Below are 21,982 nucleotides of genomic sequence, written 5' to 3' on the forward strand. Positions count from 1 at the left end.
TCAATTGAGGGTCGCTGCCTACGGTAACCGGTCCGCGCCCGGACGGGCTCGCCCCGGATACGCAGCGGCCGCGGTACCCCTGGGGGGCACCGCGGCCGGTACGGAGCTGCTGGTTACTCGCCGCCCTCAAGCGCGGCCATCGCGCGCTTGGTGACCTCTTCGACCTTGCCGAGGGCCGGGATCGTCACGACCAGATCCTGGGCCTTGTAGTAGTCGATGATCGGCTCGGTCTCCGTGTGGTAGACCTCCAGCCGCTTGCGGACGGTCTCCTCGCGGTCGTCGTCACGCTGGTACAGATCGCCGCCGCAGACGTCGCACACGTCCGCGGTCTTCGGCTTGTTGTACTCGGCGTGGAAGACGTGGCTGCTGTCCTTGCGACAGATGCGCCGGCCGGCGATCCGCTTGACGACCTCGTCCTCGGGGACCTCCAGGTCCAGGACGGCGTCCAGCTGGAGGTTCTTGGCCTTGAGGTACTCGTCCAGCGCCTCGGCCTGACCGAGGTTCCGCGGGAAGCCGTCCAGAAGGAAACCCTCGGCGGCGTCGGCCTGCTCCATGCGGTCCTCGGCCATCCCGATGGTGACCGAGTCGGGCACCAGATTTCCGGCGTCCATGTACGACTTCGCCTCGACACCCAGGGGCGTGCCCTGGCTGATGTTGGCGCGGAACAGGTCCCCCGTGGAGATGTGCGGGATCGCGAGGTTCTTGGCAAGGTACGCAGCCTGCGTACCCTTGCCGGCCCCCGGGGGTCCGACGAGGACGATTCGCATCAGCGGAGGAACCCTTCGTAGTTGCGCTGCTGAAGCTGGCTCTCGATCTGCTTCACGGTCTCCAGGCCCACACCCACGATGATGAGGATGCTCGTCCCGCCGAACGGGAAGTTCTGGTTCGCGTTGAACAGCACCAACGCCACTGTTGGTACGAGCGCGATCAGCCCCAGGTACAGCGAGCCCGGCCACGTGATCCGGTTGAGCACGTAGCTGAGGTACTCGGCCGTCGGGCGACCAGCCCGGATACCCGGGATGAAGCCACCATACTTCTTCATGTTGTCGGCAACTTCTTCGGGGTTGAAGCTGATGGCGACGTAGAAGAAGGCGAAGAACACGATCAGCAGGAAGTACGTAACGATGTAAACCGGGTGATTTCCCTTGGTGAAGTTGGTGGCGATCCATGTCGCCCATGCCGCCTTCGACCCGCTGAACTGTGCAACGAGGGCTGGAATGTAGAGCAGCGATGACGCGAAGATGACGGGAATCACACCCGCCTGATTCACCTTGAGCGGGATGTAAGTGGACGTACCGCCATAGGACCGGCGCCCGATCATCCGCTTCGCGTACTGCACCGGGATACGTCGCTGAGCCTGCTCGACGAAGACCACCAGGGCGACCATCGCGAGGCCCACCGCGATCACCGCGAAGAACTCGATCCAGCCGTCGGCGAGCTTGCCGGTGAGCTTGATCTGCCACAGCGCACCCGGGAAGCCGGCGGCGATCGAGATGAACATCAGGATCGACATGCCGTTGCCGATACCGCGGTCGGTGACCAGCTCACCGAGCCACATGATCAGGCCGGTGCCGGCGGTCATCGTGATGACCATCGTGATCGTGGTGAAGATCGAGTCGCTGGGCACGATTTCGCTGGCGACCGGGCAGCTCTGGAAGAGCGCACCGCTGCGGGCGGTGGCCACCAGGCCGGTGCCCTGCAGGATGGCGAGCGCCACGGTCAGATAGCGGGTGTACTGGGTGATCTTCGCCTGGCCGGACTGCCCCTCTTTCTTGAGGGCCTCCAGACGCGGAATCACCACGGTCAGCAGCTGGAGGATGATGCTCGCCGTGATGTACGGCATGATCCCCAGCGCGAAGATCGTGATCTGCAGCAGCGCACCACCGCTGAACATGTTCACCAGGGCGAACAACCCGCTGTTGCCGCCGGCCTGCTTCATGCAGGTCTCGACGTTCGCGTAGTTCACCCCGGGGACCGGGACGTGCGCACCGATCCGGTAGAGCACCACGATGCCCAATGTGAACAGCAGCTTCTTGCGCAGGTCGGGCGTCTTGAACGCTCGGGCGAACGCGGTGAGCACGGTGCCTCCTGCGCCTCTCGCCTTGAATGCGAGAGGTGACGGTCTTGAGGATCGACGAATACTTAGCGGCCAAAATCCGCGTGGACGGGGTCCACGCGGCGGGGGCCCGGGACCGAAGCCCCGGAAAACAACAGTGCATGCCACCTTACCGGCGACCGTACCCCCTTGGAACGACCAACCGGGGATGCCCCAATCAATGGGCATCCCCGGTCAGTTGAGCCAACGAACTCAGATGAGCTCGGTGACGGTGCCGCCGGCAGCGGCGATCTTCTCCTTGGCGGAGCCGGAAACGGCGTCAACCGAAACCTGCAGCGCCACGGAGATCTCGCCCTGGCCCAGGACCTTGACGAGCTCGTTCTTGCGCACCGCGCCCTTGGCAACCAGATCGGCCACCGTGACCTCGCCACCCTGCGGGTAGAGCTCGGCCAGCTTGGTCAGGTTCACGACCTGGAACTGCTTGTGCGCGGGGTTCTTGAAGCCCTTCAGCTTCGGGAGGCGCATGTGGAGGGGCATCTGCCCGCCCTCGAAGCGCTCCGGAACCTGGTAACGGGCCTTCGTGCCCTTGGTACCACGACCAGCGGTCTTACCCTTGGATGCCTCACCACGACCGACACGGGTCTTGGCGGTCTTGGCACCCGGGGCGGGCCGGAGGTTGTGGACCTTCAGCGGGTTGTTCTCCGCCATGTCAGTCGACCTCCTCAACCGTCACGAGGTGGCGGACGGTGTGCACCATGCCGCGGAACTCGGGGCGGTCCTCCTTGACAACCACGTCGTTGAGCCGCTTGAGGCCCAGCGAACGAAGGGTGTCGCGGTGGTTCTGCTTGCTACCGATGTAGGACTTAGTCTGCGTGATCTTGAGGTGCGCCATTACGCGGTCACCCCGGCACGCGCCCGCAGCAGAGCGGCGGGAGCAACGTCCTCCAGCGGCAGGCCACGACGGGCCGCGATCTCCTCGGGGCGCTGAAGGCCCTGAAGCGCGGTCACCGTGGCGTGCACGATGTTGATCGGGTTCGACGAACCGAGCGACTTGCTCAGCACGTCGTGGATGCCCGCGCACTCCAGAACGGCACGCACGGGGCCACCGGCGATCACACCGGTACCGGGGGAAGCCGGCTTGAGCAGGACAACGCCCGCAGCCTTCTCGCCCTGGATGGGGTGAGGAATGGTGCCCTGGATACGGGGGACCTTGAAGAAGTTCTTCTTGGCCTCTTCCACGCCCTTGGCGATGGCAGCCGGAACTTCCTTGGCCTTGCCGTAACCGACACCTACGGTGCCGTCACCGTCGCCCACCACGACCAGCGCGGTGAAGCTGAAACGGCGACCACCCTTGACAACCTTGGCGACGCGGTTGATCGCGACAACGCGCTCAACGTACGCGGTCTTCTCGGCGGCAGCGCCACCGTCGCGACCCTTCCGGTCCCGCCGCTCGCCGCCACCGGCACCGCTCCCGCGGCGCTGGGGTCCAGCCATTGGATTTACCTCTCTCTGTTACGTCCGCTAGCTCCGGAACCGGGGCTTAGAACTTCAGCCCGGCTTCGCGGGCGGCGTCGGCCAGAGCGGCAATCCGCCCGGCGTACTGCTTGCCACCACGGTCGAACACGACGGCCTCGACACCGGCGGCCTTGGCACGCTCGGCAACCAGGGCGCCGACCTTCTTGGCCTGAGCGCTCTTGTCGCCCTCGCCACCACGAACCGACGCGTCCAGGCTCGATGCCGAGGCCACCGTGTGGCCCGCGATGTCATCGATGACCTGCGCGGTGATGCCACGGTTGGACCGCGTCACCACCAGACGCGGACGCTCCGGGGTACCCGAAATCCGCTTACGGATGCGGATGTGGCGACGCTTGGCGGCGGCGCGCTTGTAGGCGTCACCCTTCGCGATCTTCACACCGTATGCCATGGCTTACTTACCAGCCTTTCCGACCTTGCGGCGGATGACCTCGCCGGCGTACTTGACGCCCTTGGCCTTGTACGGGTCAGGCTTACGCAGCTTGCGGATGTTCGCCGCCACCTCGCCGACCTTCTGCTTGTCGATGCCCTCGACGCTGAGCTTGGTCGGGGACTCGACCTTGAAGGAGATCCCCTCGGGGGCCTCGATCACGATCGGGTGGCTGTAGCCCAGGGCGAACTCCAGGTTGGAGCCCTTCGCCTGGACGCGGTAACCGACACCGCTGATCTCGAGCGCCTTGCTGTAGCCCTGGGTCACGCCGGTGATCATGTTCGCCACCAGCGTGCGGGACAGGCCGTGCAGGGCCTTGTTCTGACGCTCGTCGTTCGGGCGGGTGACGCTGATAACGCCGTCCTCACCCTTGGCGACCTCGATGGGAGCGGCGACGGTGTGCGAAAGGGAGCCCTTGGGACCCTTCACCGAAACCGTCCGGCCATCGATGGTGACGTCCACACCAGCGGGAACCTGGATGGGCAGCTTGCCAATACGCGACATTAGCTATTCCTCCGTTCCCTGGTTACCAGACGTAGGCGAGGACTTCCCCACCCACGCCCTTCTTGCTGGCCTGCTGACCGGTCAGGAGACCGTGGGACGTGGAGATGATCGCCACGCCCAGGCCGCCGAGGACCTTCGGCAGGTTGGTGGACTTTGCGTAGACCCGAAGGCCCGGCTTCGAGATCCGCTTGATGCCGGCGATCGAGCGCTCGCGGTTCGGGCCGAACTTCAGCTCGAGGACGAGGTTCTTGCCAACCTCGGCGTCCTCGACGCGCCAGCCGGTGATGTAACCCTCCTGCTGGAGGATCTCCGCGATGTGCGACTTGATCTTGCTGTGCGGCATCACGACGGTGTCGTGGTACGCCGAGTTCGCGTTCCGCAGACGGGTCAGCATGTCTGCGATGGGGTCAGTCATGGTCATGAATTGGCCTTCGGCCTCTCTCGCCGGGGTTTCCTATGTGCGCCATCCCTCTCCCCGATCAGAGTCGGGACGGGTGCGGTGCGGGGACCTACGGCGTAGTAAGCGACGTTATGCGGGCTCGGCCCGCGGTCGGTCTCGGGCGGCGGGGCGCCCAAACCCTTCTACCCTAAGGGACAAAGGGAGGGGCGCCCGCCGGCCGAATGCTTACCGAGAGCTTCCGATAATTCCCAACAGGGGAATTACCAGGAGCTCTTGGTCACGCCCGGCAGCTCGCCACGGTGAGCCATCTCACGAAGGCACACGCGGCACAGGCCGAACTTGCGGTAGACGGAGTGCGGACGGCCGCAGCGCTGGCAACGCGTGTACGCGCGGACAGCAAACTTCGGCTTACGAGCCGCCTTAGCGATCAGAGCCTTCTTCGCCACGGTCAGTTCTCCTTGAACGGGAAGCCGAGGTGACGAAGCAGGGCGCGGCCCTCATCGTCGTTGGACGCCGTGGTGACCACGGTGATGTCCATGCCCCGCGTCCGGTCGATCTTGTCCTGGTCGATCTCGTGGAACATGACCTGCTCCGTGAGACCGAAGGTGTAGTTGCCCCGACCGTCGAACTGCTTCGGGGACAGACCACGGAAGTCGCGGATGCGCGGCAGCGCGAGCGACAGCAGGCGGTCCAGGAACTCCCACATGCGGTCACCACGGAGGGTGACGTGGGCACCGATCGGCTGGCCCTCACGCAGCTTGAACTGCGCGATGGACTTACGGGCCTTGGTGACGGCCGGCTTCTGGCCGGTGATCGTGGTGAGGTCGCGGATGGCGCCCTCGATCAGCTTGGAGTCGCGGGCGGCGTCGCCCACACCCATGTTGACCACGATCTTGGTCAGACCGGGGATCTGCATGACGTTCTCGAACGAGAACTCGTCCTTCAGCTTCCCGGCGATCTCTTCGCGGTAGCGCGTCTTCAGACGCGGCGCGTTGGTGGTGGCAGTCATCAGATGTCCTCACCGGTCCGCTTGGCAACGCGGATCTTGTTGCCCTCGTCGTCGAAGCGGTACCCGACGCGGGTAACGACCTTGTTGCCGTCCTTCTCCACAACCAGCTGAACGTTGCTGACGTGGATGGGGGCCTCGGTCGTCACGATGCCGCCGGTCTTCGACCCACGAGCGGTCTGCCCGGCCTTGGTGTGCTTCTTGACCCGGTTGACACCCTCGACCAGGACGCGGTCCTCGCGGGGGAAGGCCTGGATGACCTTGCCCTGCTTGCCCTTGTCCTTACCGGTGATGACCTGGACCAGGTCGCCCTTCTTGATCTTCATCGGTTACAGCACCTCCGGCGCGAGCGAGATGATCTTCATGAACTTCTTCTCGCGCAGCTCCCGGCCCACGGGGCCGAAGATGCGGGTGCCGCGGGGGTCGCCATCGTTCTTGAGGATGACGGCCGCGTTCTCGTCGAAGCGGATGTACGAGCCGTCCGGACGGCGGCGCTCCTTGACGGTGCGAACGATGACCGCCTTGACGACGTCACCCTTCTTCACGTTGCCACCGGGGATCGCGTCCTTCACGGTGGCGACAATGACGTCACCGATGCCCGCGTAGCGGCGACCGGAACCACCGAGAACACGGATGCAAAGGATCTCCTTCGCACCAGTGTTGTCGGCGACACGCAGTCGCGACTCCTGCTGGATCACGTCTATCTCCTGTTTGTCTGCCGGTTCCCGGCAGGGGCTTTCCTCTGGTGAGGCGAGCCCCTGCCGAGCCTGGCGGAACTGTTCCTAGGGGGTCCCCCTAGGAGGGATTACTTGGCCTTCTCGAGGATCTCGACGATGCGCCAGCGCTTGGTGGCGGACAGCGGCCGGGTCTCCATCAGGAGGACGCGGTCGCCGACACCGGCAGCGTTCTGCTCGTCGTGCGCCTTGAGCTTGTTGGTACGGCGGATGACCTTGCCGTACAGCGCGTGCTTGACACGGTCCTCGACAGCGACGACGACGGTCTTGTCCATCTTGTCGCTGACGACGAGACCCTCACGGGTCTTGCGGAAACCGCGCTCGTTCGTCTCAGTCACATTCTTCTCGCTCATCAGGCGCTCTCCACCGTCTCGATGCCCAGCTCGCGCTCACGCATCAGGGTGTAGATCCGGGCGATGTCCTTGCGGACGGCCTTCAGCCGGCCGTGGTTCTCGAGCTGTCCGGTCGCCGCCTGGAAGCGGAGGTTGAACAGTTCTTCCTTGGCCTCACGGAGCTTGGCGACGAGGTCCTCGTCGTTCAGCTCGCGCAGCTCGGACGCCTTGGTAACGGCCGACATCACGATTCACCTGCCTCGCGCCGAACGATGCGGCACTTCATCGGAAGCTTGTGGGCGGCGCGGGTCAGCGCCTCCTTAGCAACCTTCTCGTTCGGGAAGGACAGCTCGAACATCACCCGACCGGGCTTGACGTTCGCGACCCACCACTCCGGAGAACCCTTACCGGAACCCATGCGGGTTTCGGCCGGCTTCTTCGTGAGCGGGCGGTCCGGGTAGATGTTGATCCAGACCTTGCCGCCACGCTTGATGTGACGGGTCATCGCGATACGAGCGGACTCGATCTGACGGTTCGTCACGTAGGCCGGAGTGACGGCCTGGATTCCGTACTCACCGAAGGCCAGCTCGGTGCCACCCTTGGCCATACCGCTGCGCTTCGGGTGGTGCTGCTTGCGGTGCTTGACCCTGCGAGGGATCAGCATGTCGGTCAGGCCTCCGTTCCGGGGGTCTCCGCCGGAGCAGCGGCAGCGGCCTCGGCCTTGGGGGCCTCGGCAGCGGCGCTCTGCTGCTGCGGCTTGCGGCCGCCGCGGCCACCGCGCTCGCCACCGCGACGCGGGCGGTCGTTGCCGCCACCACGAGCCGGGCGGTTACCCGCACGGGCGGCAGCGTTCTCGGCGCGAACCTCGGCGATGTTCTTGACGTCGCCCTTGTAGATCCAGACCTTCACACCGATACGGCCGAAGGTGGTCTTGGCCTCGAAGAAGCCGTAGTCGACGTTCGCACGGAGCGTGTGCAGGGGCACACGGCCCTCGCGGTAGAACTCCGAGCGGGACATCTCGGCGCCGCCGAGACGACCGCCGCACTGGATCTTGATGCCCTTGGCGCCGGCCTTCATCGTCGACTGCATGCTCTTACGCATGGCGCGACGGAAGGAGACGCGGGACGAGAGCTGCTCGGCAACGGCCTGGGCCACCAGCTGAGCATCGGTCTCGGGGTTCTTGACCTCGAGGATGTTCAGCTGGACCTGCTTGCCGGTCAGCTTCTCCAGCTCGCCGCGGATGCGGTCCGCCTCGGCGCCGCGGCGACCGATGACGATGCCCGGACGAGCGGTGTGGATGTCAACGCGGACGCGCTCACGGGTGCGCTCGATCTCAACCTTCGAGATACCGGCGCGCTCCATGCCCTTCGTCATCATGCGACGAATGGCGACGTCTTCCTTGACGTAGTCCTTGTACAGCTTGTCGGCGTACCAACGCGACTTGAAGTCGGTGGTGATGCCGAGCCGGAACCCGTGCGGGTTAACCTTCTGGCCCATTACCGGGTTCCTTCCTTGCTGCTGACGACCACGGTGATGTGGCTGGTCCGCTTGCGGATCCGGTAGGCGCGGCCCTGGGCACGCGGACGGAACCGCTTCAGGGTCGGGCCTTCGTCGACGTATGCCTCAGTGATGACGAGGCTGCCGGCGTCGGTGTGGTCGTAGTTGTGCGCGGCGTTGGCAATGGCGCTGTCCAGCACCTTGCCCACCGGCACGCTCGCGGCCTGCGGGGCGAAACGCAGGACCGCCTGAGCCTCCGTGGCATTCATGCCACGGATAAGGTCCACCACGCGGCGGGCCTTCATGGGCGTGACGCGGATGTACCGCGCCTGGGCCCTGGCTTCCATGGTTGTCCCTTCGGTGTCAGTCATAGTCTTCGCACTCCGGTCGATCAGCGACGACGCGACTTGCGGTCGTCCTTCTCGTGGCCACGGAAGGTGCGGGTCGGCGCAAACTCGCCGAGCTTGTGGCCGACCATCGACTCGGTGACGAACACCGGGACGTGCTTGCGGCCGTCGTGCACCGCGATCGTGTGGCCGAGCATGGCCGGGACGATCATGGAGCGGCGGGACCAGGTCTTGATGACGTTCTTGGTGCCGGCTTCGTTCTGAACATCCACCTTCTTGGAAAGGTGGTCGTCGACGAAGGGCCCCTTCTTGAGACTGCGCGGCATCTAAACCCGCTCCTAGCGCTTCTTGTTCGTCTTGCGGCGGCGGACGATGTACTTGTTGCTGGCCTTCTTCGGCGAGCGAGTACGACCCTCCTTCTGGCCCCAGGGCGAGACCGGGTGGCGACCACCGGAGGTCTTGCCCTCACCACCACCGTGCGGGTGGTCAACCGGGTTCATCACGACACCACGCACGGTCGGGCGGACGCCCTTCCAGCGCATACGGCCGGCCTTACCCCAGTTGATGTTCGACTGCTCGGCGTTGCCGACCTCGCCAACAGTGGCGCGGCAGCGGACGTCGACCAGGCGGATCTCACCGGACGGCATACGAAGGTGGGCCATCGAGCCCTCCCTCGCCAGCAGCTGCACGGAGGCACCGGCCGAGCGGGCGAACTTCGCACCGCCGCCCGGACGCAGCTCGATCGCGTGGATCGTCGTACCCACGGGGATGTGACGCAGCGGCAGGTTGTTGCCCGGCTTGATGTCGGCGCCAGGGCCGTTCTCAATCCGGTCACCCTGGCTCAGGCCACGGGGCGCGATGATGTAGCGCTTCTCGCCGTCTGCGTAGTGCAGCAGCGCGATGCGCGCGGTGCGGTTCGGGTCGTACTCGATGTGCGCGACCTTGGCCGGCACGCCGTCCTTGTCGTGACGACGGAAGTCGATCACGCGGTAGGCGCGCTTGTGGCCACCGCCCTGGTGGCGAACGGTCACACGACCGGCGTTGTTACGGCCGCCCTTGCTGTGCAGCGGGCGGACCAGCGACTTCTCCGGCGTGGACCGCGTGATCTCGACAAAGTCGGCGACGCTGGAGCCACGACGGCCCGGGGTCGTCGGCTTGTACTTGCGGATACCCATTTCTCAGTCCTCGTCCGATTCCGGACGACTCGGACTCCGTTAGGAGACCGGGCCGCCGAAGATGTCGATACGGTCGCCCTCGGCGAGGGTCACGATGGCGCGCTTGGTGTTCGAGCGCTTGCCGAAACCGGTCTTGGTGCGCTTGCGCTTACCCTGCCGGTTGATCGTGTTGACCCCGGTGACCTTGACCGAGAAGACCGCCTCGACGGCCTGCTTGATCTGGGTCTTGTTCGAGCCCGGTGCGACGATGAACGTGTACTTGTTCTCGTCCAGCAGGGCGTAGCTCTTCTCCGAGACAACCGGCTTGACGAGAATGTCGCGCGGGTCCGAGAAGGTCTTGCTGGTGACGACGGCCTCAGTCATCAGGCGTCGCTCCCTTCGGTCTCAGCGGCCTTGGGGCCAGACACGAAGGACTCGAAAGCGGCCTTGGTGAAGACCACGTCGTCGGAGACGAGCACGTCGTACGTGTTCAGCTGGCCCGGCTCCAGGAGGTGAACCTGGGGCAGGTTGCGGGCGGACAGCCACGCGGCCTCGTCGCTGCGCTCGACGACCAGGAGCACGTTCTTGCGCTCGCTGACCTTGCCGAGGAGAGCCTTGGCGGCCTTGGTGGAGATGTCGCCCTCGACCACGCCGGAAACGACGTGGATGCGGCTGTTGCGGGCCCGGTCGGTGAGGGCACCGCGCAGGGCGGCAACCTTCATCTTCTTCGGGGTCCGCTGCGAGTAGTCACGCGGCACGGGGCCGTGGACGACGCCACCGCCGGCGAACTGCGGCGCACGGGTCGAACCCTGGCGCGCGCGGCCGGTGCCCTTCTGGCGGTAAGGCTTCTTGCCACCGCCGCGGACCTCGCCGCGAGTCTTGGTCTTGTGCGTGCCCTGACGGGCAGCGGCCAGCTGTGCGACAACGACCTGGTGGATCAGCGGAACGCTGACCTTGGCGTCGAAGATCTCCGTGGGGAGCTCGACGGTCCCGGCCTTGTCGCCTGCCGGCGAAAGGATGTCAATGGTGCTCATCGGTTACCTCAGGCCCCCTTGGCCGCGGTACGGACCAGGACGAGGCCGCCGTTCGGACCAGGAACTGCGCCCTTGATGAGCAGCAGACCCTTCTCCGCGTCAACGGCGTGGACGGTCAGGTTCTGGGTGGTGACCCGCTCATTGCCCATACGGCCGGCCATCCGCATGCCCTTGAACACGCGGCCCGGGGTGGCGCAGCCACCGATGGAGCCAGGCTTACGGTGCACACGGTGGGCACCGTGGGACGCCTTGCCGCCATGGAAGCCGTGACGCTTCATGACGCCGGCGAAGCCCTTGCCCTTGCTCTTGCCGGTCACGTCCACCTTGACGCCGGACTCGAAGGTCTCAGCGGTCAGCTCCTGGCCGAGGGTGTACTCACCGGCGTCGGTGGTACGGACCTCGACGAGGTGACGACGGGGGGTGACGTCGGCCTTCGCGAAGTGGCCCTTGAGGGGCTTGTTCACCTTGCGCGGGTCGATCTCGCCGAAGGCGATCTGGACGGAGTCGTAACCGTCCTGGTCATTGGTGCGCACCTGGGTAACGACGCAGGGGCCGGCCTTCACCACGGTCACCGGGACGACACGGTTGTTCTCGTCCCAGACCTGGGTCATGCCGAGCTTCTCGCCCAGGATGCCCTTGATCTGCTTAGCCATCTGTTCCGCGCCTCTCAGAGCTTGATCTCGATGTCAACGCCGGCCGGAAGGTCCAGGCGCATCAGCGAGTCAACGGTCTTGGGCGTCGGGTCGAGGATGTCGATCAAGCGCTTGTGCGTGCGCATCTCGAAGTGCTCGCGCGAGTCCTTGTACTTGTGCGGCGACTTGATGACGCAGTACACGTTCTTCTCAGTGGGCAGCGGCACCGGGCCCGCGACCGACGCACCAGTACGGGTCACCGTCTCGACGATCTTCTTCGCCGAAGAGTCGATGACCTCGTGGTCGTAGGCCTTGAGCCGGATGCGGATCTTCTGTCCCGCCATGGCTACTTCGTAGTCCTGTCTCTCGTAACGCTCTGGGACCCGGTGCGCTGCGCTTCGTCGGAAGCGCCGCTCTTCTCCGACCCACGCGGTCGGGCGTGTCGCACCCCTTCCCGTAAATCTCCGCAAGGGAGATCCTTCAAGAAGGAGATAGTGGGGGAAGAACACCCACCGGGCGCCTGGCAGAGGCACCCCGCTGACGCTTCCCGGAAGATTCCCGTATTTCCGGCCCTGAGAAGGGACGACGAATACCTGGGACTCGCTTCCAGTCCTCCCGGCGGGAGGCGCGCAGCATCGGCACTCAACCGAGCAACCTGGACAGTGTGCCACACGTAGGACGCGTAAGGCCAATCGGAGCCCAACTGTCAAGGAGCCCCGCCCACCTGATGGCGGACGGGGCTCCCTGCTGTTCATTCCCGGGGGCTCTCCCCCCGGACTCCCGACGCGAAGACCGGGAGCTTTACCGGGTCTCCCCGATCAACAATTACTTGTTGATCTTGGTGACCTGGCCGGCGCCGACGGTCCGGCCACCCTCACGGATGGCGAACTTCAGGCCCTCCTCCATGGCGACCGGCTGGATCAGCTCGACCGTCATCTCGGTGTTGTCGCCCGGCATGACCATCTCGGTGCCCTCGGGGAGGGTCACAACGCCGGTCACGTCCGTGGTACGGAAGTAGAACTGCGGGCGGTAGTTGTTGAAGAACGGGGTGTGACGGCCACCCTCGTCCTTCGACAGGATGTACGCCTGGGCCTCGAACGAGGTGTGCGGCGTGACCGAGCCCGGCTTGATGATGACCTGGCCGCGCTCGACGTCCTCGCGCTTGATGCCACGGAGGAGCAGACCGACGTTCTCACCGGCCTGGCCCTCGTCGAGCAGCTTGCGGAACATCTCGATGCCGGTGACCGTGGTGGTGGTCTTCTCGGTCTTGATGCCGATGATGTCGACGGTCTCGTTGACCTTGAGGACACCACGCTCGATACGACCGGTGACAACGGTGCCACGGCCGGTGATCGTGAAGACGTCCTCGATCGGCATCAGGAACGGCTTGTCGACGTCACGCTCGGGCTGCGGGATCGACTCGTCGACGGCGGCCATCAGGTTCAGGACCGACTGGCCCCACTCCTTGTCGCCCTCGAGCGCCTTGAGCGCCGAGACCTTGACGACCGGAACGTCGTCGCCCGGGAACTCGTACTCGGAGAGGAGCTCACGGACCTCGAGCTCGACGAGCTCCAGGATCTCCTCGTCGTCCACCATGTCGGCCTTGTTCAGGGCGACAACGATGTAGGGAACGCCGACCTGGCGGGCCAGGAGCACGTGCTCCTTGGTCTGCGGCATCGGGCCGTCGGTGGCGGCAACCACGAGGATGGCGCCGTCCATCTGCGCCGCACCCGTGATCATGTTCTTGATGTAGTCCGCGTGACCGGGGCAGTCGACGTGCGCGTAGTGACGCGACTCGGTCTGGTACTCGACGTGCGCGATGGAGATGGTGATACCGCGCTGGCGCTCCTCAGGAGCCTTGTCGATCTGGTCGAAGGCCGAGGCCTCGTTCAGGTCCGGGTACGCGTCGTGCAGCACCTTGGTAATGGCGGCCGTGAGGGTCGTCTTACCGTGGTCAATGTGACCGATGGTGCCGATGTTGACGTGCGGCTTAGTCCGCTCGAACTTCGCCTTCGCCACTGGTTCCTCCTGAAGTGGTTCTGTACGCCTTACTCATCGGCGCCAGGTGATCTTTGCTGGGATGCCGGCTGCCGGGGCATTCCTCACGGATTGCGGGGATTACCCCGGCAGACGGTGTCAAGCCTAAAGCGTGTTCCGACTCTCGGGAGACGGACCTATTCGCCCTTGGCCTTCGCGATGATCTCCTCGGCGACGTTCCGGGGAACCTCGGCGTAGGAGTCGAACTGCATCGAGTAGCTTGCGCGACCCGACGTCTTGCTGCGGAGGTCTCCGACGTAGCCGAACATCTCCGACAGGGGGACCAGGCCCGTGACGAGCTTGGCGCCGCTGCGGTCCTCCATGGACTGGATCTGACCACGGCGGGAGTTGATGTCGCCGATCACATCGCCCATGTAGTCCTCGGGCGTGGTGACCTCGACCTTCATCATCGGCTCGAGCAGGGCCGGGGAGGCCTTGCGGGCGGCCTCCTTGAAGGCCATCGAACCGGCGATCTTGAAGGCCATTTCCGACGAGTCGACCTCGTGGAACGCACCGTCGAGAAGCGTGACCTTGACACCGGTCAGCGGGTAGCCGGCGAGAACACCGAACTCCATGGCCTCCTGGCAGCCCGCGTCCACGGACGGGATGTACTCCCGCGGGATACGGCCACCGGTGACCTTGTTCTCGAACTCGTACCCGTCGCCCTCGAGAGGCGCGATCGCGATCTGCACCTTCGCGAACTGGCCGGAACCACCAGTCTGCTTCTTGTGCGTGTAGTCGAGACGGTCGACAGCCTTGCGCAGGGTCTCGCGGTAGGCGACCTGCGGCTTGCCGACGTTGGCCTCGACCCGGAACTCACGCTTCATACGGTCGACCAGCACGTCGAGGTGCAGCTCGCCCATACCCGCGATGATGGTCTGGCCGGTCTCCTCGTCGGTGTGAACCTGGAACGAGGGGTCCTCTTCGGCGAGACGCTGGATGGCGACACCCAGCTTCTCCTGGTCGCCCTTGGACTTGGGCTCAATGGCGACCTGGATGACCGGGGCCGGGAACTCCATCGACTCCAGGATGACCTGGTTGGCGGAGTCACAGAGGGTCTCACCGGTGGTGGTCTGCTTCAGACCCATGACGGCGACGATGTCACCGGCACCCACCGACTCGATCTCCTCACGCTTGTTCGCGTGCATCCGGTAGATCTTGCCGATGCGCTCCTTCTTGCCCTTCACCGAGTTCTGCACCTGCGAGCCGGCCTCAAGGCGGCCCGAGTACACCCGGATGAAGGTGAGCTTGCCCAGGTGGGGGTCGCTCGCAATCTTGAACGCAAGGGCGGCCAGCGGCTCGTCCACGGACGGCTTGCGCTTGACGACCTGCTCCGGGTCGTTGACCGCGTGGCCCTCAATGGCCTCGACGTCCAACGGGGAGGGGAGGTAGCGCACGACCGCGTCGAGCAGGGGCTGAACACCCTTGTTCTTGAACGCGGTACCGCAGAACACCGGGGTGACGGTGGTGACGTCGGCCTTGCCGGAAGCGATCGTGATACGGCGGATCGCCGCGTACAGCTGCTCCTCGGTGGGCTCCTCGCCCTCCAGGTACAGCTCCATGATCTCTTCGTCGTTCTCGGCGACGACCTCGAGCAGCTTGCCGCGCCACTCGTCGGCAGCCTCGATGTGCGTGTCGGGGATGTCGACGACGTCGTACATCTCGCCCTTGGCGGCCTCGGCGGACCACACCAGGGCCTTCATCTTCACGAGGTCGACGACGCCCTTGAAGTCCATCTCGGTGCCGATGGGCAGCTGCATGACGATCGGGGTCGCGCCGAGGCGGTCCGTGATCATGTCGACGCAGCGGTGGAACTCGGCACCCGTACGGTCAAGCTTGTTGACGAAGCAGATACGCGGCACGCCGTAGCGGTCCGCCTGACGCCAAACGGTCTCGGACTGGGGCTCGACACCGGCAACGCCGTCGAACACCGTCACCGCACCGTCGAGCACGCGCAGCGAACGCTCCACCTCGACGGTGAAGTCGACGTGGCCCGGGGTGTCGATGATGTTGATGGTGTGGTCGACGTCTTCCAGCGGCCAGTGGCAGGTCGTCGCGGCAGACGTGATCGTGATGCCGCGCTCCTGCTCCTGCTCCATCCAGTCCATCGTGGCAGCGCCGTCGTGGACCTCACCGATCTTGTAAGACACACCGGTGTAGAACAGGATCCGCTCGGTGGTGGTCGTCTTGCCCGCGTCGATGTGGGCCATGATCCCGATATTGCGGACCTTGGCCAGGTCAAGCGAAGTGGTGGCCATAGTGGCTCAATCTTCTCTCGGTCTCGATGTGGGTTGCGACTACCAGCGGTAGTGCGCGAAGGCCTTGTTGGACTCGGCCATCTTGTGCGTGTCCTCACGCTTCTTGACCGAAGCGCCGAGGCCGTTGGAGGCGTCGAGCAGTTCGTTCATGAGGCGCTCGGTCATGGTCTTCTCGCGGCGGGCGCGGGAGTAGCCCACGAGCCAGCGGAGCGAGAGGGTCGCGGCGCGGCCGGGCTTGACCTCGACCGGGACCTGGTAGGTCGCGCCACCGACGCGGCGGGACTTGACCTCAAGGGTCGGCTTGATGTTCTCGAGCGCGCGCTTGAGCGTGATGACCGGGTCGTTACCGGTCTTCTCGCGCAGACCCTCCATGGCGCCGTAAACGATGCGCTCGGCGGTGGAGCGCTTGCCGTTCAGCAGAACCTTGTTGATGAGGGAGGTCACCAGAGGAGAACCGTAGACCGGGTCGATGATGACCGGGCGCTTCGGGGCGGGGCCCTTACGAGGCATTCTTACTTCTCCTTCTTGGCGCCGTAGCGGCTGCGAGCCTGCTTACGGTTCTTGACGCCCTGCGTGTCGAGGGAGCCGCGGATGATCTTGTACCGAACACCCGGCAGGTCCTTCACACGGCCGCCACGCACGAGCACGATCGAGTGCTCCTGCAGGTTGTGGCCCTCACCCGGAATGTAAGCGGTGACCTCGATCCCGCTGGTCAGACGCACACGCGCGACCTTACGCAGGGCCGAGTTCGGCTTCTTCGGGGTGGTCGTGAAAACACGCGTGCAGACGCCACGGCGCTGGGGGGAACCCTCGAGCGCGGGCGTCTTGTTCTTCTCGACCTTGTCCTGCCGGCCCTTGCGGACCAGCTGCTGGATCGTAGGCACCGTTTCTCCGGTTTCTGTGTGCCAGTCTCGGTAAAGCTAACCTGGAACATCCCCGACCCACGCGGTCGGGTGTGTCGAATGCTGCAGTCCGATCCCTCGCTGGAACGAGTGAGGCGGCAGATTGCGGTGTCAAAACCCGGCTCCCGTGCTGATGACCTCCCCGGCCAGAGCTGGGACGGATTGCGCGCACGGCAGCCCAGGGACACCCCAGGCACAAGGTCAGAGCGTACCTACCGCATTGGCTGCGGTCAAAACAAATGCACACGCGAAGGACACGCCGGACTCCTCACGGCGTTGCGGCCACCGTAGTGCGATCTACGGCCGTACGGAAGAAGGCGCAACGCCCGTGCAACACACCTCGGCCACCGGCACGGCAACCGCCGGCGCGGCGCGCAATCCCCTGGGCCGGCCGGAGGCCGCGCTCAGAGATTGACCGCGGCCGAAAGGATGAACACCAGGAGGAACAGCGCCCAGCCGCCGATCGCCAGCCAGCCCAGCACCAGCCCCGTGATCGCCTGGCCGTCCCCACGCTCCCCGGACCTGCGGATCTCGGCGCGTGCCTTGTGGCCGAGAATCACCGCCGGAATCGCCGTCAGCCCCCAGGTCACCGGGGTCATGATCCCGCAGACCAGCGAACCCGTCGCCGAGCTGTTCGTATGCACCGGCATCGGCATCTGCATGGGCATCGGCATGAACGTCGCCTGCACCGGCCGCTGCGGAATGAACTGCGCCTGCGGCACCGGCCCCTGCGGAAGATCCGCGACCAGCATCTGCAGCTCGGCATGGGTCTGCGCCTTGTAGGCACGCCCGATCCGCTGCTCGTACTCCGGCTGCTGCAGCCGCCCCTCGGCGAAACCCGCCTTGAGCACATCGACCGCCCGCTCACGATCGGCGTGCGAGGCACGCATGGCAGGCACCTGATTCTGCGGCTGAGCAGGCTGCCCACCCTGCCACGGCTGGAATGCCACTTCGCGAACCTCCCCCCGCTCGACAGTTCTCCCCATCTTCTCATCACAGACGCAGCAATGGGGAGACAAGTTCCCCCGCACGGCCCCCCAACACAACTGAACGGGCCCGCGGTGTGTGCCACAACGCCGCAGGGCGGCCATCCCGTGTGGGATGACCGCCCTGTTGCTGTCGTACGTCTCGCTGTCGTACGTCCAGGATTACTGGTTGTACGGACCGTAGTCGTAGTCCTCCAGCGGGACCGCCTGGCCGGAGCCGGTGCCGAAGGGCGAGTAGTCGATGTCGTCGTAACCGACGGCCGAGTACATCGCGGCCTTGGCCTCCTCGGTGGGCTCGACCCGGATGTTGCGGTAGCGGGACAGGCCCGTACCGGCCGGGATGAGCTTACCGATGATGACGTTCTCCTTGAGGCCGATCAGGGAGTCCGACTTGGCGTTGATCGCCGCGTCGGTCAGAACCCGGGTCGTCTCCTGGAAGGACGCCGCCGACAGCCAGGACTCGGTGGCCAGCGAAGCCTTGGTGATACCCATCAGCTGCGGACGGCCGGAGGCCGGGTGGCCACCCTCCGCCACGACCCGACGGTTCTCACCCTCGAACTTCGTGCGCTCCACCAGCTCGCCCGGCAGCAGCTCCGCGTCGCCGGACTCGATGATCGTCACACGGCGCAGCATCTGCCGGATGATGATCTCGATGTGCTTGTCGTGGATCGCCACGCCCTGGCTGTTGTAGACCTTCTGGACCTCGCCGACCAGGTGGACCTGGACGGCACGCTGGCCGAGGATCCGCAGCACGTCGTGCGGGTTGACGGCACCCACGGTCAGCGGCTGGCCGACCGTGACGTGGTCGCCCTCGCCCACCAGGAGACGGGCACGCTTGGAGACGCCGTAAGCGGTCTCGTCGCTGCCGTCGTCCGGGGTGACGACGAGCTTCTTGGTCTTCTCGGTCTCCTCGATCCGGACGCGGCCGGCCGCCTCCGAGATCGGGGCGACACCCTTGGGCGTACGGGCCTCGAAGAGCTCGACGACACGCGGCAGACCCAGGGTGATGTCGTCACCGGCCACACCACCGGTGTGGAAGGTACGCATCGTCAGCTGGGTACCGGGCTCACCGATGGACTGGGCGGCGATGATGCCGACCGCCTCACCGATGTCGACCAGCTTGCCGGTGGCCAGCGAGCGGCCGTAGCAGAAGGCACAGGTGCCGACCGCGGACTCACAGGTCAGGACCGAGCGGGTCTTGACCTCCTCGACGCCCGCGTTGACCAGCGCGTCGATGAGCACGTCACCGAGGTCGACGTTGGCCGGCGCGACAACCTTGCCGTCCACGACGACGTCCTCGGCCAGCATGCGTGCGTAGACGCTGGACTCGACGTCGTCCGCCTTGCGCAGGATGCCGTCCGCACCCTTCGAGGCGATCCGCAGCTTGAGGCCACGCTCCGTGCCGCAGTCCTCCTCGCGAATGATGACGTCCTGGGAGACGTCGACCAGACGACGGGTGAGGTAACCGGAGTCGGCGGTACGAAGGGCGGTGTCCGCCAGACCCTTACGGGCACCGTGCGTGGAGATGAAGTACTCCAGCACGGACAGACCCTCGCGGAACGACGCCTTGATGGGACGCGGGATGGTCTCGTTCTTCGCGTTCGACACCAGACCACGCATACCGGCGATCTGCCGCATCTGCATCATGTTTCCTCGGGCACCCGAGTCAACCATCATGAAGATGGGGTTCGTCTTGGGGAAGTTCGCGTTCATCGCCTCGGCGACCTCATTGGTCGCCTTGGTCCAGATGTTGATCAGTTCCTGAGTGCGCTCGTCCTTGGTGATCAGACCGCGCTCGTACTGCTTCTGGACCTTCTCGTCCTGGGCCTCGTAGCCCGCGACGATGGCCTTCTTGGCCTCCGGCACGACGATGTCCGAGACGGCGACGGTGACGCCGGAACGGGTCGCCCAGTGGAAGCCGGCCGCCTTCAGGTTGTCGAGCGTCGCCGCCACGATGACCTTCGGGTAGCGCTCCGCCAGGTCGTTGACGATCGCGGAGAGCTGCTTCTTGCCCACCGAGTAGTCGACGAACGGGTAGTCCTCGGGCAGCAGCTCGTTGAAGAGCGCGCGGCCCAGGGTCGTACGCAGCCGGAAGCTGTCACCCTGCTGCCACTCGGGCTCGCCCTCCTCCGGAACCGGCGGGGTCCAGCCACGCGGCGGGACGGTGCCGATCGGGAAGCGGATGTCGACCTTCGCCTGGAGCGAGAGCTCCTTGGCGTCGAACGCCATGATCGCCTCGGCGGTCGAGCCGAACGCCCGGCCCTCGCCGATGACCTTGCGCTCCTCTTCATCCGTGGTGAGGAAGAAGAGGCCGAGCACCATGTCCTGGGTCGGCATGGTGACCGGACGGCCGTCGGCCGGCTTGAGGATGTTGTTCGAGGACAGCATCAGGATGCGGGCCTCGGCCTGGGCCTCCGCGGACAGCGGGAGGTGGACGGCCATCTGGTCACCGTCGAAGTCCGCGTTGAACGCGGTGCAGACGAGCGGGTGAATCTGAATGGCCTTGCCCTCGACCAGCTGCGGCTCGAAGGCCTGGATGCCCAGACGGTGCAGCGTGGGCGCACGGTTCAGCAGCACCGGGTGCTCGGCGATGACCTCTTCGAGCACGTCGTAGACGACCGTGCGGCCGCGCTCGACCATGCGCTTGGCCGACTTGATGTTCTGCGCGTGGTTCAGGTCCACCAGGCGCTTCATCACGAACGGCTTGAAGAGCTCCAGCGCCATGGCCTTGGGCAGACCACACTGGTGCAGCTTGAGCTGCGGGCCGACGACGATGACGGAACGCGCCGAGTAGTCGACTCGCTTACCGAGCAGGTTCTGACGGAACCGGCCCTGCTTACCCTTCAGCATGTCGCTGAGGGACTTCAGCGGACGGTTACCGGGACCGGTGACCGGGCGACCGCGGCGGCCGTTGTCGAACAGCGCGTCGACGGCCTCCTGCAGCATCCGCTTCTCGTTGTTCACGATGATCTCGGGGGCACCGAGGTCAAGGAGACGCTTGAGGCGGTTGTTGCGGTTGATCACACGGCGGTACAGGTCGTTCAGGTCGGAGGTCGCGAAGCGGCCACCGTCCAGCTGCACCATCGGACGCAGGTCCGGCGGGATCACCGGGATGCAGTCCAGCACCATGCCCTTGGGGCTGTTGCGGGTCTGCAGGAAGGCGGAGACGACCTTGAGGCGCTTGAGCGCACGGGTCTTCTTCTGGCCCTTGCCGGTACGGATGATCTCGCGGAGGCGCTCGGCCTCCTCCTCGAGGTCGAAGGTCTCCAGGCGCTTCTGCAGGGCAGCGGCACCCATGGAGCCGTCGAAGTACGTGCCGAAGCGGTCACGCAGCTCGCGGTAGAGCAGCTCGTCGCCCTCCAGGTCCTGGACCTTGAGGTTCTTGAAGCGGTTCCAGACCTCGTCGAGACGGTCGATCTCGCGCTGCGCACGGTCGCGCAGCTGCTTCATCTCACGCTCGGCACCCTCGCGCACCTTGCGGCGCACATCGGCCTTGGCGCCCTCGGCCTCCAGCTCGGCCAGGTCGGTCTCGAGCTTCTTGGCACGGGCCTCCAGGTCGGAGTCGCGGCGCTGCTCGATCTGCTGACGCTCGACGGAGACATGCGCCTCCAGCGAGGGCAGGTCGCGCGTACGGCGCTCCTCGTCCACCCACGTGATCATGTAGGCGGCGAAGTAGATGACCTTCTCGAGGTCCTTGGGCGCGAGGTCCAGCAGGTAGCCCAGCCGGCTCGGCACACCCTTGAAGTACCAGATGTGGGTAACGGGAGCGGCCAGCTCGATGTGGCCCATCCGCTCACGTCGCACCTTGGCGCGAGTGACCTCGACGCCGCAGCGCTCGCAGATGATGCCCTTGAAGCGGACACGCTTGTACTTACCGCAGTAGCACTCCCAGTCCCGGGTCGGACCGAAGATCTTCTCGCAGAAGAGTCCGTCCTTTTCGGGCTTGAGCGTGCGGTAGTTGATGGTCTCAGGCTTCTTGACCTCGCCGTGGCTCCACTGACGGATGTCGTCAGCGGTAGCCAGACCGATCCGGAGCTCATCGAAGAAGTTGACGTCGAGCACTATGCGTCAATCCCTCTCAGGGTTGTAAGTCTTGGGGTCTGAAACGGGGGTCCTGGGGCCGGCCGGGGGACTCAGCTC

At 65.5% G+C, this 21,982-nt stretch carries 29 protein-coding genes; all 29 read right to left on the bottom strand.

Annotated features, from left to right (window positions below; all coding sequences use genetic code 11):
* Positions 1 to 113: 113 nt before the first annotated feature.
* Complete coding sequence (locus KI385_RS20335; RefSeq protein ID WP_238573619.1) at positions 114 to 767, bottom strand: adenylate kinase; 654 nt, start codon at positions 765 to 767, stop codon at positions 114 to 116.
* The gene (secY, locus tag KI385_RS20340; protein ID WP_238577767.1) at positions 767 to 2,080 is read right to left on the bottom strand and encodes a preprotein translocase subunit SecY; all 1,314 of its coding nucleotides are present in this window, start codon (positions 2,078 to 2,080) and stop codon (positions 767 to 769) included. The genes KI385_RS20335 and secY overlap by 1 nt, the downstream gene beginning before the upstream one ends.
* Before the next feature lie 228 nt (positions 2,081 to 2,308).
* Positions 2,309 to 2,764 (bottom strand): 50S ribosomal protein L15, encoded by a 456-nt coding sequence (gene rplO / locus KI385_RS20345; RefSeq protein ID WP_238573621.1) that lies wholly within the window; start codon positions 2,762 to 2,764, stop codon positions 2,309 to 2,311.
* A 1-nt stretch (position 2,765) separates the two neighbouring features.
* On the bottom strand, positions 2,766 to 2,948 hold the full coding sequence (rpmD, locus tag KI385_RS20350) for a 50S ribosomal protein L30 (protein WP_006604889.1): 183 nt from the start codon (positions 2,946 to 2,948) through the stop codon (positions 2,766 to 2,768).
* Entirely contained in the window at positions 2,948 to 3,550 is a 603-nt protein-coding gene (gene rpsE, locus KI385_RS20355; protein ID WP_006604888.1) for a 30S ribosomal protein S5, read from the bottom strand. Before rpsE ends, rpmD begins: the two co-directional genes overlap by 1 nt.
* A 46-nt stretch (positions 3,551 to 3,596) precedes the next feature.
* Positions 3,597 to 3,980 (bottom strand): 50S ribosomal protein L18, encoded by a 384-nt coding sequence (rplR, locus tag KI385_RS20360; protein WP_238573622.1) that lies wholly within the window; start codon positions 3,978 to 3,980, stop codon positions 3,597 to 3,599.
* A gap of 3 nt (positions 3,981 to 3,983) precedes the next feature.
* Entirely contained in the window at positions 3,984 to 4,523 is a 540-nt protein-coding gene (gene rplF, locus KI385_RS20365) for a 50S ribosomal protein L6 (protein ID WP_128507200.1), read from the bottom strand.
* A gap of 22 nt (positions 4,524 to 4,545) precedes the next feature.
* The gene (gene rpsH, locus KI385_RS20370) at positions 4,546 to 4,944 is read right to left on the bottom strand and encodes a 30S ribosomal protein S8 (protein ID WP_006604885.1); all 399 of its coding nucleotides are present in this window, start codon (positions 4,942 to 4,944) and stop codon (positions 4,546 to 4,548) included.
* 239 nt (positions 4,945 to 5,183) lie between these two features.
* On the bottom strand, positions 5,184 to 5,369 hold the full coding sequence (locus tag KI385_RS20375; RefSeq protein ID WP_004571834.1) for a type Z 30S ribosomal protein S14: 186 nt from the start codon (positions 5,367 to 5,369) through the stop codon (positions 5,184 to 5,186).
* Positions 5,370 to 5,371: 2 nt separating this feature from the next.
* Positions 5,372 to 5,932, bottom strand: coding sequence for a 50S ribosomal protein L5 (gene rplE / locus KI385_RS20380; protein WP_033269703.1), 561 nt, complete (start codon positions 5,930 to 5,932; stop codon positions 5,372 to 5,374).
* On the bottom strand, positions 5,932 to 6,255 hold the full coding sequence (rplX, locus tag KI385_RS20385) for a 50S ribosomal protein L24 (RefSeq protein WP_030062892.1): 324 nt from the start codon (positions 6,253 to 6,255) through the stop codon (positions 5,932 to 5,934). The genes rplE and rplX overlap by 1 nt, the downstream gene beginning before the upstream one ends.
* 3 nt (positions 6,256 to 6,258) lie before the next feature.
* Positions 6,259 to 6,627: a 50S ribosomal protein L14 gene (rplN, locus tag KI385_RS20390; RefSeq protein ID WP_003998823.1), complete on the bottom strand. Its 369-nt coding sequence runs from the start codon at positions 6,625 to 6,627 to the stop codon at positions 6,259 to 6,261.
* 107 nt (positions 6,628 to 6,734) lie between these two features.
* The gene (gene rpsQ / locus KI385_RS20395; RefSeq protein ID WP_006604882.1) at positions 6,735 to 7,016 is read right to left on the bottom strand and encodes a 30S ribosomal protein S17; all 282 of its coding nucleotides are present in this window, start codon (positions 7,014 to 7,016) and stop codon (positions 6,735 to 6,737) included.
* On the bottom strand, positions 7,016 to 7,240 hold the full coding sequence (gene rpmC / locus KI385_RS20400; protein WP_030062893.1) for a 50S ribosomal protein L29: 225 nt from the start codon (positions 7,238 to 7,240) through the stop codon (positions 7,016 to 7,018). Before rpmC ends, rpsQ begins: the two co-directional genes overlap by 1 nt.
* Positions 7,240 to 7,659, bottom strand: coding sequence for a 50S ribosomal protein L16 (rplP, locus tag KI385_RS20405; protein WP_006604880.1), 420 nt, complete (start codon positions 7,657 to 7,659; stop codon positions 7,240 to 7,242). Before rplP ends, rpmC begins: the two co-directional genes overlap by 1 nt.
* Positions 7,660 to 7,664: 5 nt before the next feature.
* Positions 7,665 to 8,492: a 30S ribosomal protein S3 gene (rpsC, locus tag KI385_RS20410; protein WP_033269706.1), complete on the bottom strand. Its 828-nt coding sequence runs from the start codon at positions 8,490 to 8,492 to the stop codon at positions 7,665 to 7,667.
* Positions 8,492 to 8,839, bottom strand: a complete 348-nt coding sequence (rplV, locus tag KI385_RS20415; protein WP_128507281.1) for a 50S ribosomal protein L22 — start codon at positions 8,837 to 8,839, stop codon at positions 8,492 to 8,494. Before rplV ends, rpsC begins: the two co-directional genes overlap by 1 nt.
* A gap of 44 nt (positions 8,840 to 8,883) precedes the next feature.
* Entirely contained in the window at positions 8,884 to 9,165 is a 282-nt protein-coding gene (gene rpsS, locus KI385_RS20420) for a 30S ribosomal protein S19 (RefSeq protein WP_014054167.1), read from the bottom strand.
* A gap of 12 nt (positions 9,166 to 9,177) precedes the next feature.
* Positions 9,178 to 10,014, bottom strand: a complete 837-nt coding sequence (rplB, locus tag KI385_RS20425; RefSeq protein ID WP_030283452.1) for a 50S ribosomal protein L2 — start codon at positions 10,012 to 10,014, stop codon at positions 9,178 to 9,180.
* A gap of 39 nt (positions 10,015 to 10,053) precedes the next feature.
* Positions 10,054 to 10,377, bottom strand: a complete 324-nt coding sequence (rplW, locus tag KI385_RS20430) for a 50S ribosomal protein L23 (protein ID WP_128507208.1) — start codon at positions 10,375 to 10,377, stop codon at positions 10,054 to 10,056.
* Positions 10,377 to 11,027 (bottom strand): 50S ribosomal protein L4, encoded by a 651-nt coding sequence (gene rplD, locus KI385_RS20435; protein WP_238573624.1) that lies wholly within the window; start codon positions 11,025 to 11,027, stop codon positions 10,377 to 10,379. Before rplD ends, rplW begins: the two co-directional genes overlap by 1 nt.
* Before the next feature lie 8 nt (positions 11,028 to 11,035).
* Entirely contained in the window at positions 11,036 to 11,680 is a 645-nt protein-coding gene (gene rplC, locus KI385_RS20440) for a 50S ribosomal protein L3 (RefSeq protein ID WP_018090903.1), read from the bottom strand.
* A 14-nt stretch (positions 11,681 to 11,694) separates the two neighbouring features.
* Positions 11,695 to 12,003, bottom strand: a complete 309-nt coding sequence (gene rpsJ, locus KI385_RS20445; RefSeq protein WP_003948644.1) for a 30S ribosomal protein S10 — start codon at positions 12,001 to 12,003, stop codon at positions 11,695 to 11,697.
* Between the two features lie 481 nt (positions 12,004 to 12,484).
* On the bottom strand, positions 12,485 to 13,678 hold the full coding sequence (gene tuf / locus KI385_RS20450; RefSeq protein WP_238573626.1) for an elongation factor Tu: 1,194 nt from the start codon (positions 13,676 to 13,678) through the stop codon (positions 12,485 to 12,487).
* A 155-nt stretch (positions 13,679 to 13,833) separates the two neighbouring features.
* Positions 13,834 to 15,954 (bottom strand): elongation factor G, encoded by a 2,121-nt coding sequence (gene fusA, locus KI385_RS20455; RefSeq protein WP_238573627.1) that lies wholly within the window; start codon positions 15,952 to 15,954, stop codon positions 13,834 to 13,836.
* A gap of 39 nt (positions 15,955 to 15,993) precedes the next feature.
* Complete coding sequence (gene rpsG, locus KI385_RS20460) at positions 15,994 to 16,464, bottom strand: 30S ribosomal protein S7 (protein ID WP_004571813.1); 471 nt, start codon at positions 16,462 to 16,464, stop codon at positions 15,994 to 15,996.
* 2 nt (positions 16,465 to 16,466) lie between these two features.
* A complete protein-coding gene (rpsL, locus tag KI385_RS20465; protein WP_003948652.1) occupies positions 16,467 to 16,838 on the bottom strand; it encodes a 30S ribosomal protein S12 in 372 nt (123 codons plus the stop codon).
* Positions 16,839 to 17,260: 422 nt separating this feature from the next.
* The gene (locus KI385_RS20470) at positions 17,261 to 17,746 is read right to left on the bottom strand and encodes a DUF1707 and DUF4190 domain-containing protein (protein ID WP_238577768.1); all 486 of its coding nucleotides are present in this window, start codon (positions 17,744 to 17,746) and stop codon (positions 17,261 to 17,263) included.
* A gap of 258 nt (positions 17,747 to 18,004) precedes the next feature.
* Positions 18,005 to 21,904 (bottom strand): DNA-directed RNA polymerase subunit beta', encoded by a 3,900-nt coding sequence (locus KI385_RS20475; protein ID WP_238573628.1) that lies wholly within the window; start codon positions 21,902 to 21,904, stop codon positions 18,005 to 18,007.
* Positions 21,905 to 21,982 lie beyond the last annotated feature (78 nt).

This window comes from Streptomyces inhibens (genome assembly GCF_022221585.1).
Classification (GTDB): Bacteria; Actinomycetota; Actinomycetes; order Streptomycetales; family Streptomycetaceae; genus Streptomyces; species Streptomyces inhibens.

Bases quoted from the DNA above. Each gene is read 5' to 3' on its own strand.
- rpsC (WP_033269706.1), bottom strand. From the start codon at position 8,492: ATGGGCCAGAAGGTTAACCCGCACGGGTTCCGGCTCGGCATCACCACC.
- rpsS (WP_014054167.1), bottom strand. From the start codon at position 9,165: ATGCCGCGCAGTCTCAAGAAGGGGCCCTTCGTCGACGACCACCTTTCC.
- KI385_RS20470 (WP_238577768.1), bottom strand. From the start codon at position 17,746: ATGCGTGCCTCGCACGCCGATCGTGAGCGGGCGGTCGATGTGCTCAAG.
- rplV (WP_128507281.1), bottom strand. From the start codon at position 8,839: ATGGAAGCCAGGGCCCAGGCGCGGTACATCCGCGTCACGCCCATGAAG.
- rplD (WP_238573624.1), bottom strand. From the start codon at position 11,027: ATGAGCACCATTGACATCCTTTCGCCGGCAGGCGACAAGGCCGGGACC.
- rplO (WP_238573621.1), bottom strand. From the start codon at position 2,764: ATGGCGGAGAACAACCCGCTGAAGGTCCACAACCTCCGGCCCGCCCCG.
- rplE (WP_033269703.1), bottom strand. From the start codon at position 5,932: ATGACTGCCACCACCAACGCGCCGCGTCTGAAGACGCGCTACCGCGAA.
- rpmD (WP_006604889.1), bottom strand. From the start codon at position 2,948: ATGGCGCACCTCAAGATCACGCAGACTAAGTCCTACATCGGTAGCAAG.
- rplW (WP_128507208.1), bottom strand. From the start codon at position 10,377: ATGACTGAGGCCGTCGTCACCAGCAAGACCTTCTCGGACCCGCGCGAC.
- rpmC (WP_030062893.1), bottom strand. From the start codon at position 7,240: ATGTCGGCCGTTACCAAGGCGTCCGAGCTGCGCGAGCTGAACGACGAG.
- rpsG (WP_004571813.1), bottom strand. From the start codon at position 16,464: ATGCCTCGTAAGGGCCCCGCCCCGAAGCGCCCGGTCATCATCGACCCG.
- rplP (WP_006604880.1), bottom strand. From the start codon at position 7,659: ATGCTGATCCCTCGCAGGGTCAAGCACCGCAAGCAGCACCACCCGAAG.
- rplF (WP_128507200.1), bottom strand. From the start codon at position 4,523: ATGTCGCGTATTGGCAAGCTGCCCATCCAGGTTCCCGCTGGTGTGGAC.
- KI385_RS20335 (WP_238573619.1), bottom strand. From the start codon at position 767: ATGCGAATCGTCCTCGTCGGACCCCCGGGGGCCGGCAAGGGTACGCAG.
- rpsQ (WP_006604882.1), bottom strand. From the start codon at position 7,016: ATGAGCGAGAAGAATGTGACTGAGACGAACGAGCGCGGTTTCCGCAAG.
- rpsH (WP_006604885.1), bottom strand. From the start codon at position 4,944: ATGACCATGACTGACCCCATCGCAGACATGCTGACCCGTCTGCGGAAC.
- rplB (WP_030283452.1), bottom strand. From the start codon at position 10,014: ATGGGTATCCGCAAGTACAAGCCGACGACCCCGGGCCGTCGTGGCTCC.
- rpsE (WP_006604888.1), bottom strand. From the start codon at position 3,550: ATGGCTGGACCCCAGCGCCGCGGGAGCGGTGCCGGTGGCGGCGAGCGG.
- rpsJ (WP_003948644.1), bottom strand. From the start codon at position 12,003: ATGGCGGGACAGAAGATCCGCATCCGGCTCAAGGCCTACGACCACGAG.
- rplX (WP_030062892.1), bottom strand. From the start codon at position 6,255: ATGAAGATCAAGAAGGGCGACCTGGTCCAGGTCATCACCGGTAAGGAC.
- fusA (WP_238573627.1), bottom strand. From the start codon at position 15,954: ATGGCCACCACTTCGCTTGACCTGGCCAAGGTCCGCAATATCGGGATC.
- rplR (WP_238573622.1), bottom strand. From the start codon at position 3,980: ATGGCATACGGTGTGAAGATCGCGAAGGGTGACGCCTACAAGCGCGCC.
- rplC (WP_018090903.1), bottom strand. From the start codon at position 11,680: ATGGCTAAGCAGATCAAGGGCATCCTGGGCGAGAAGCTCGGCATGACC.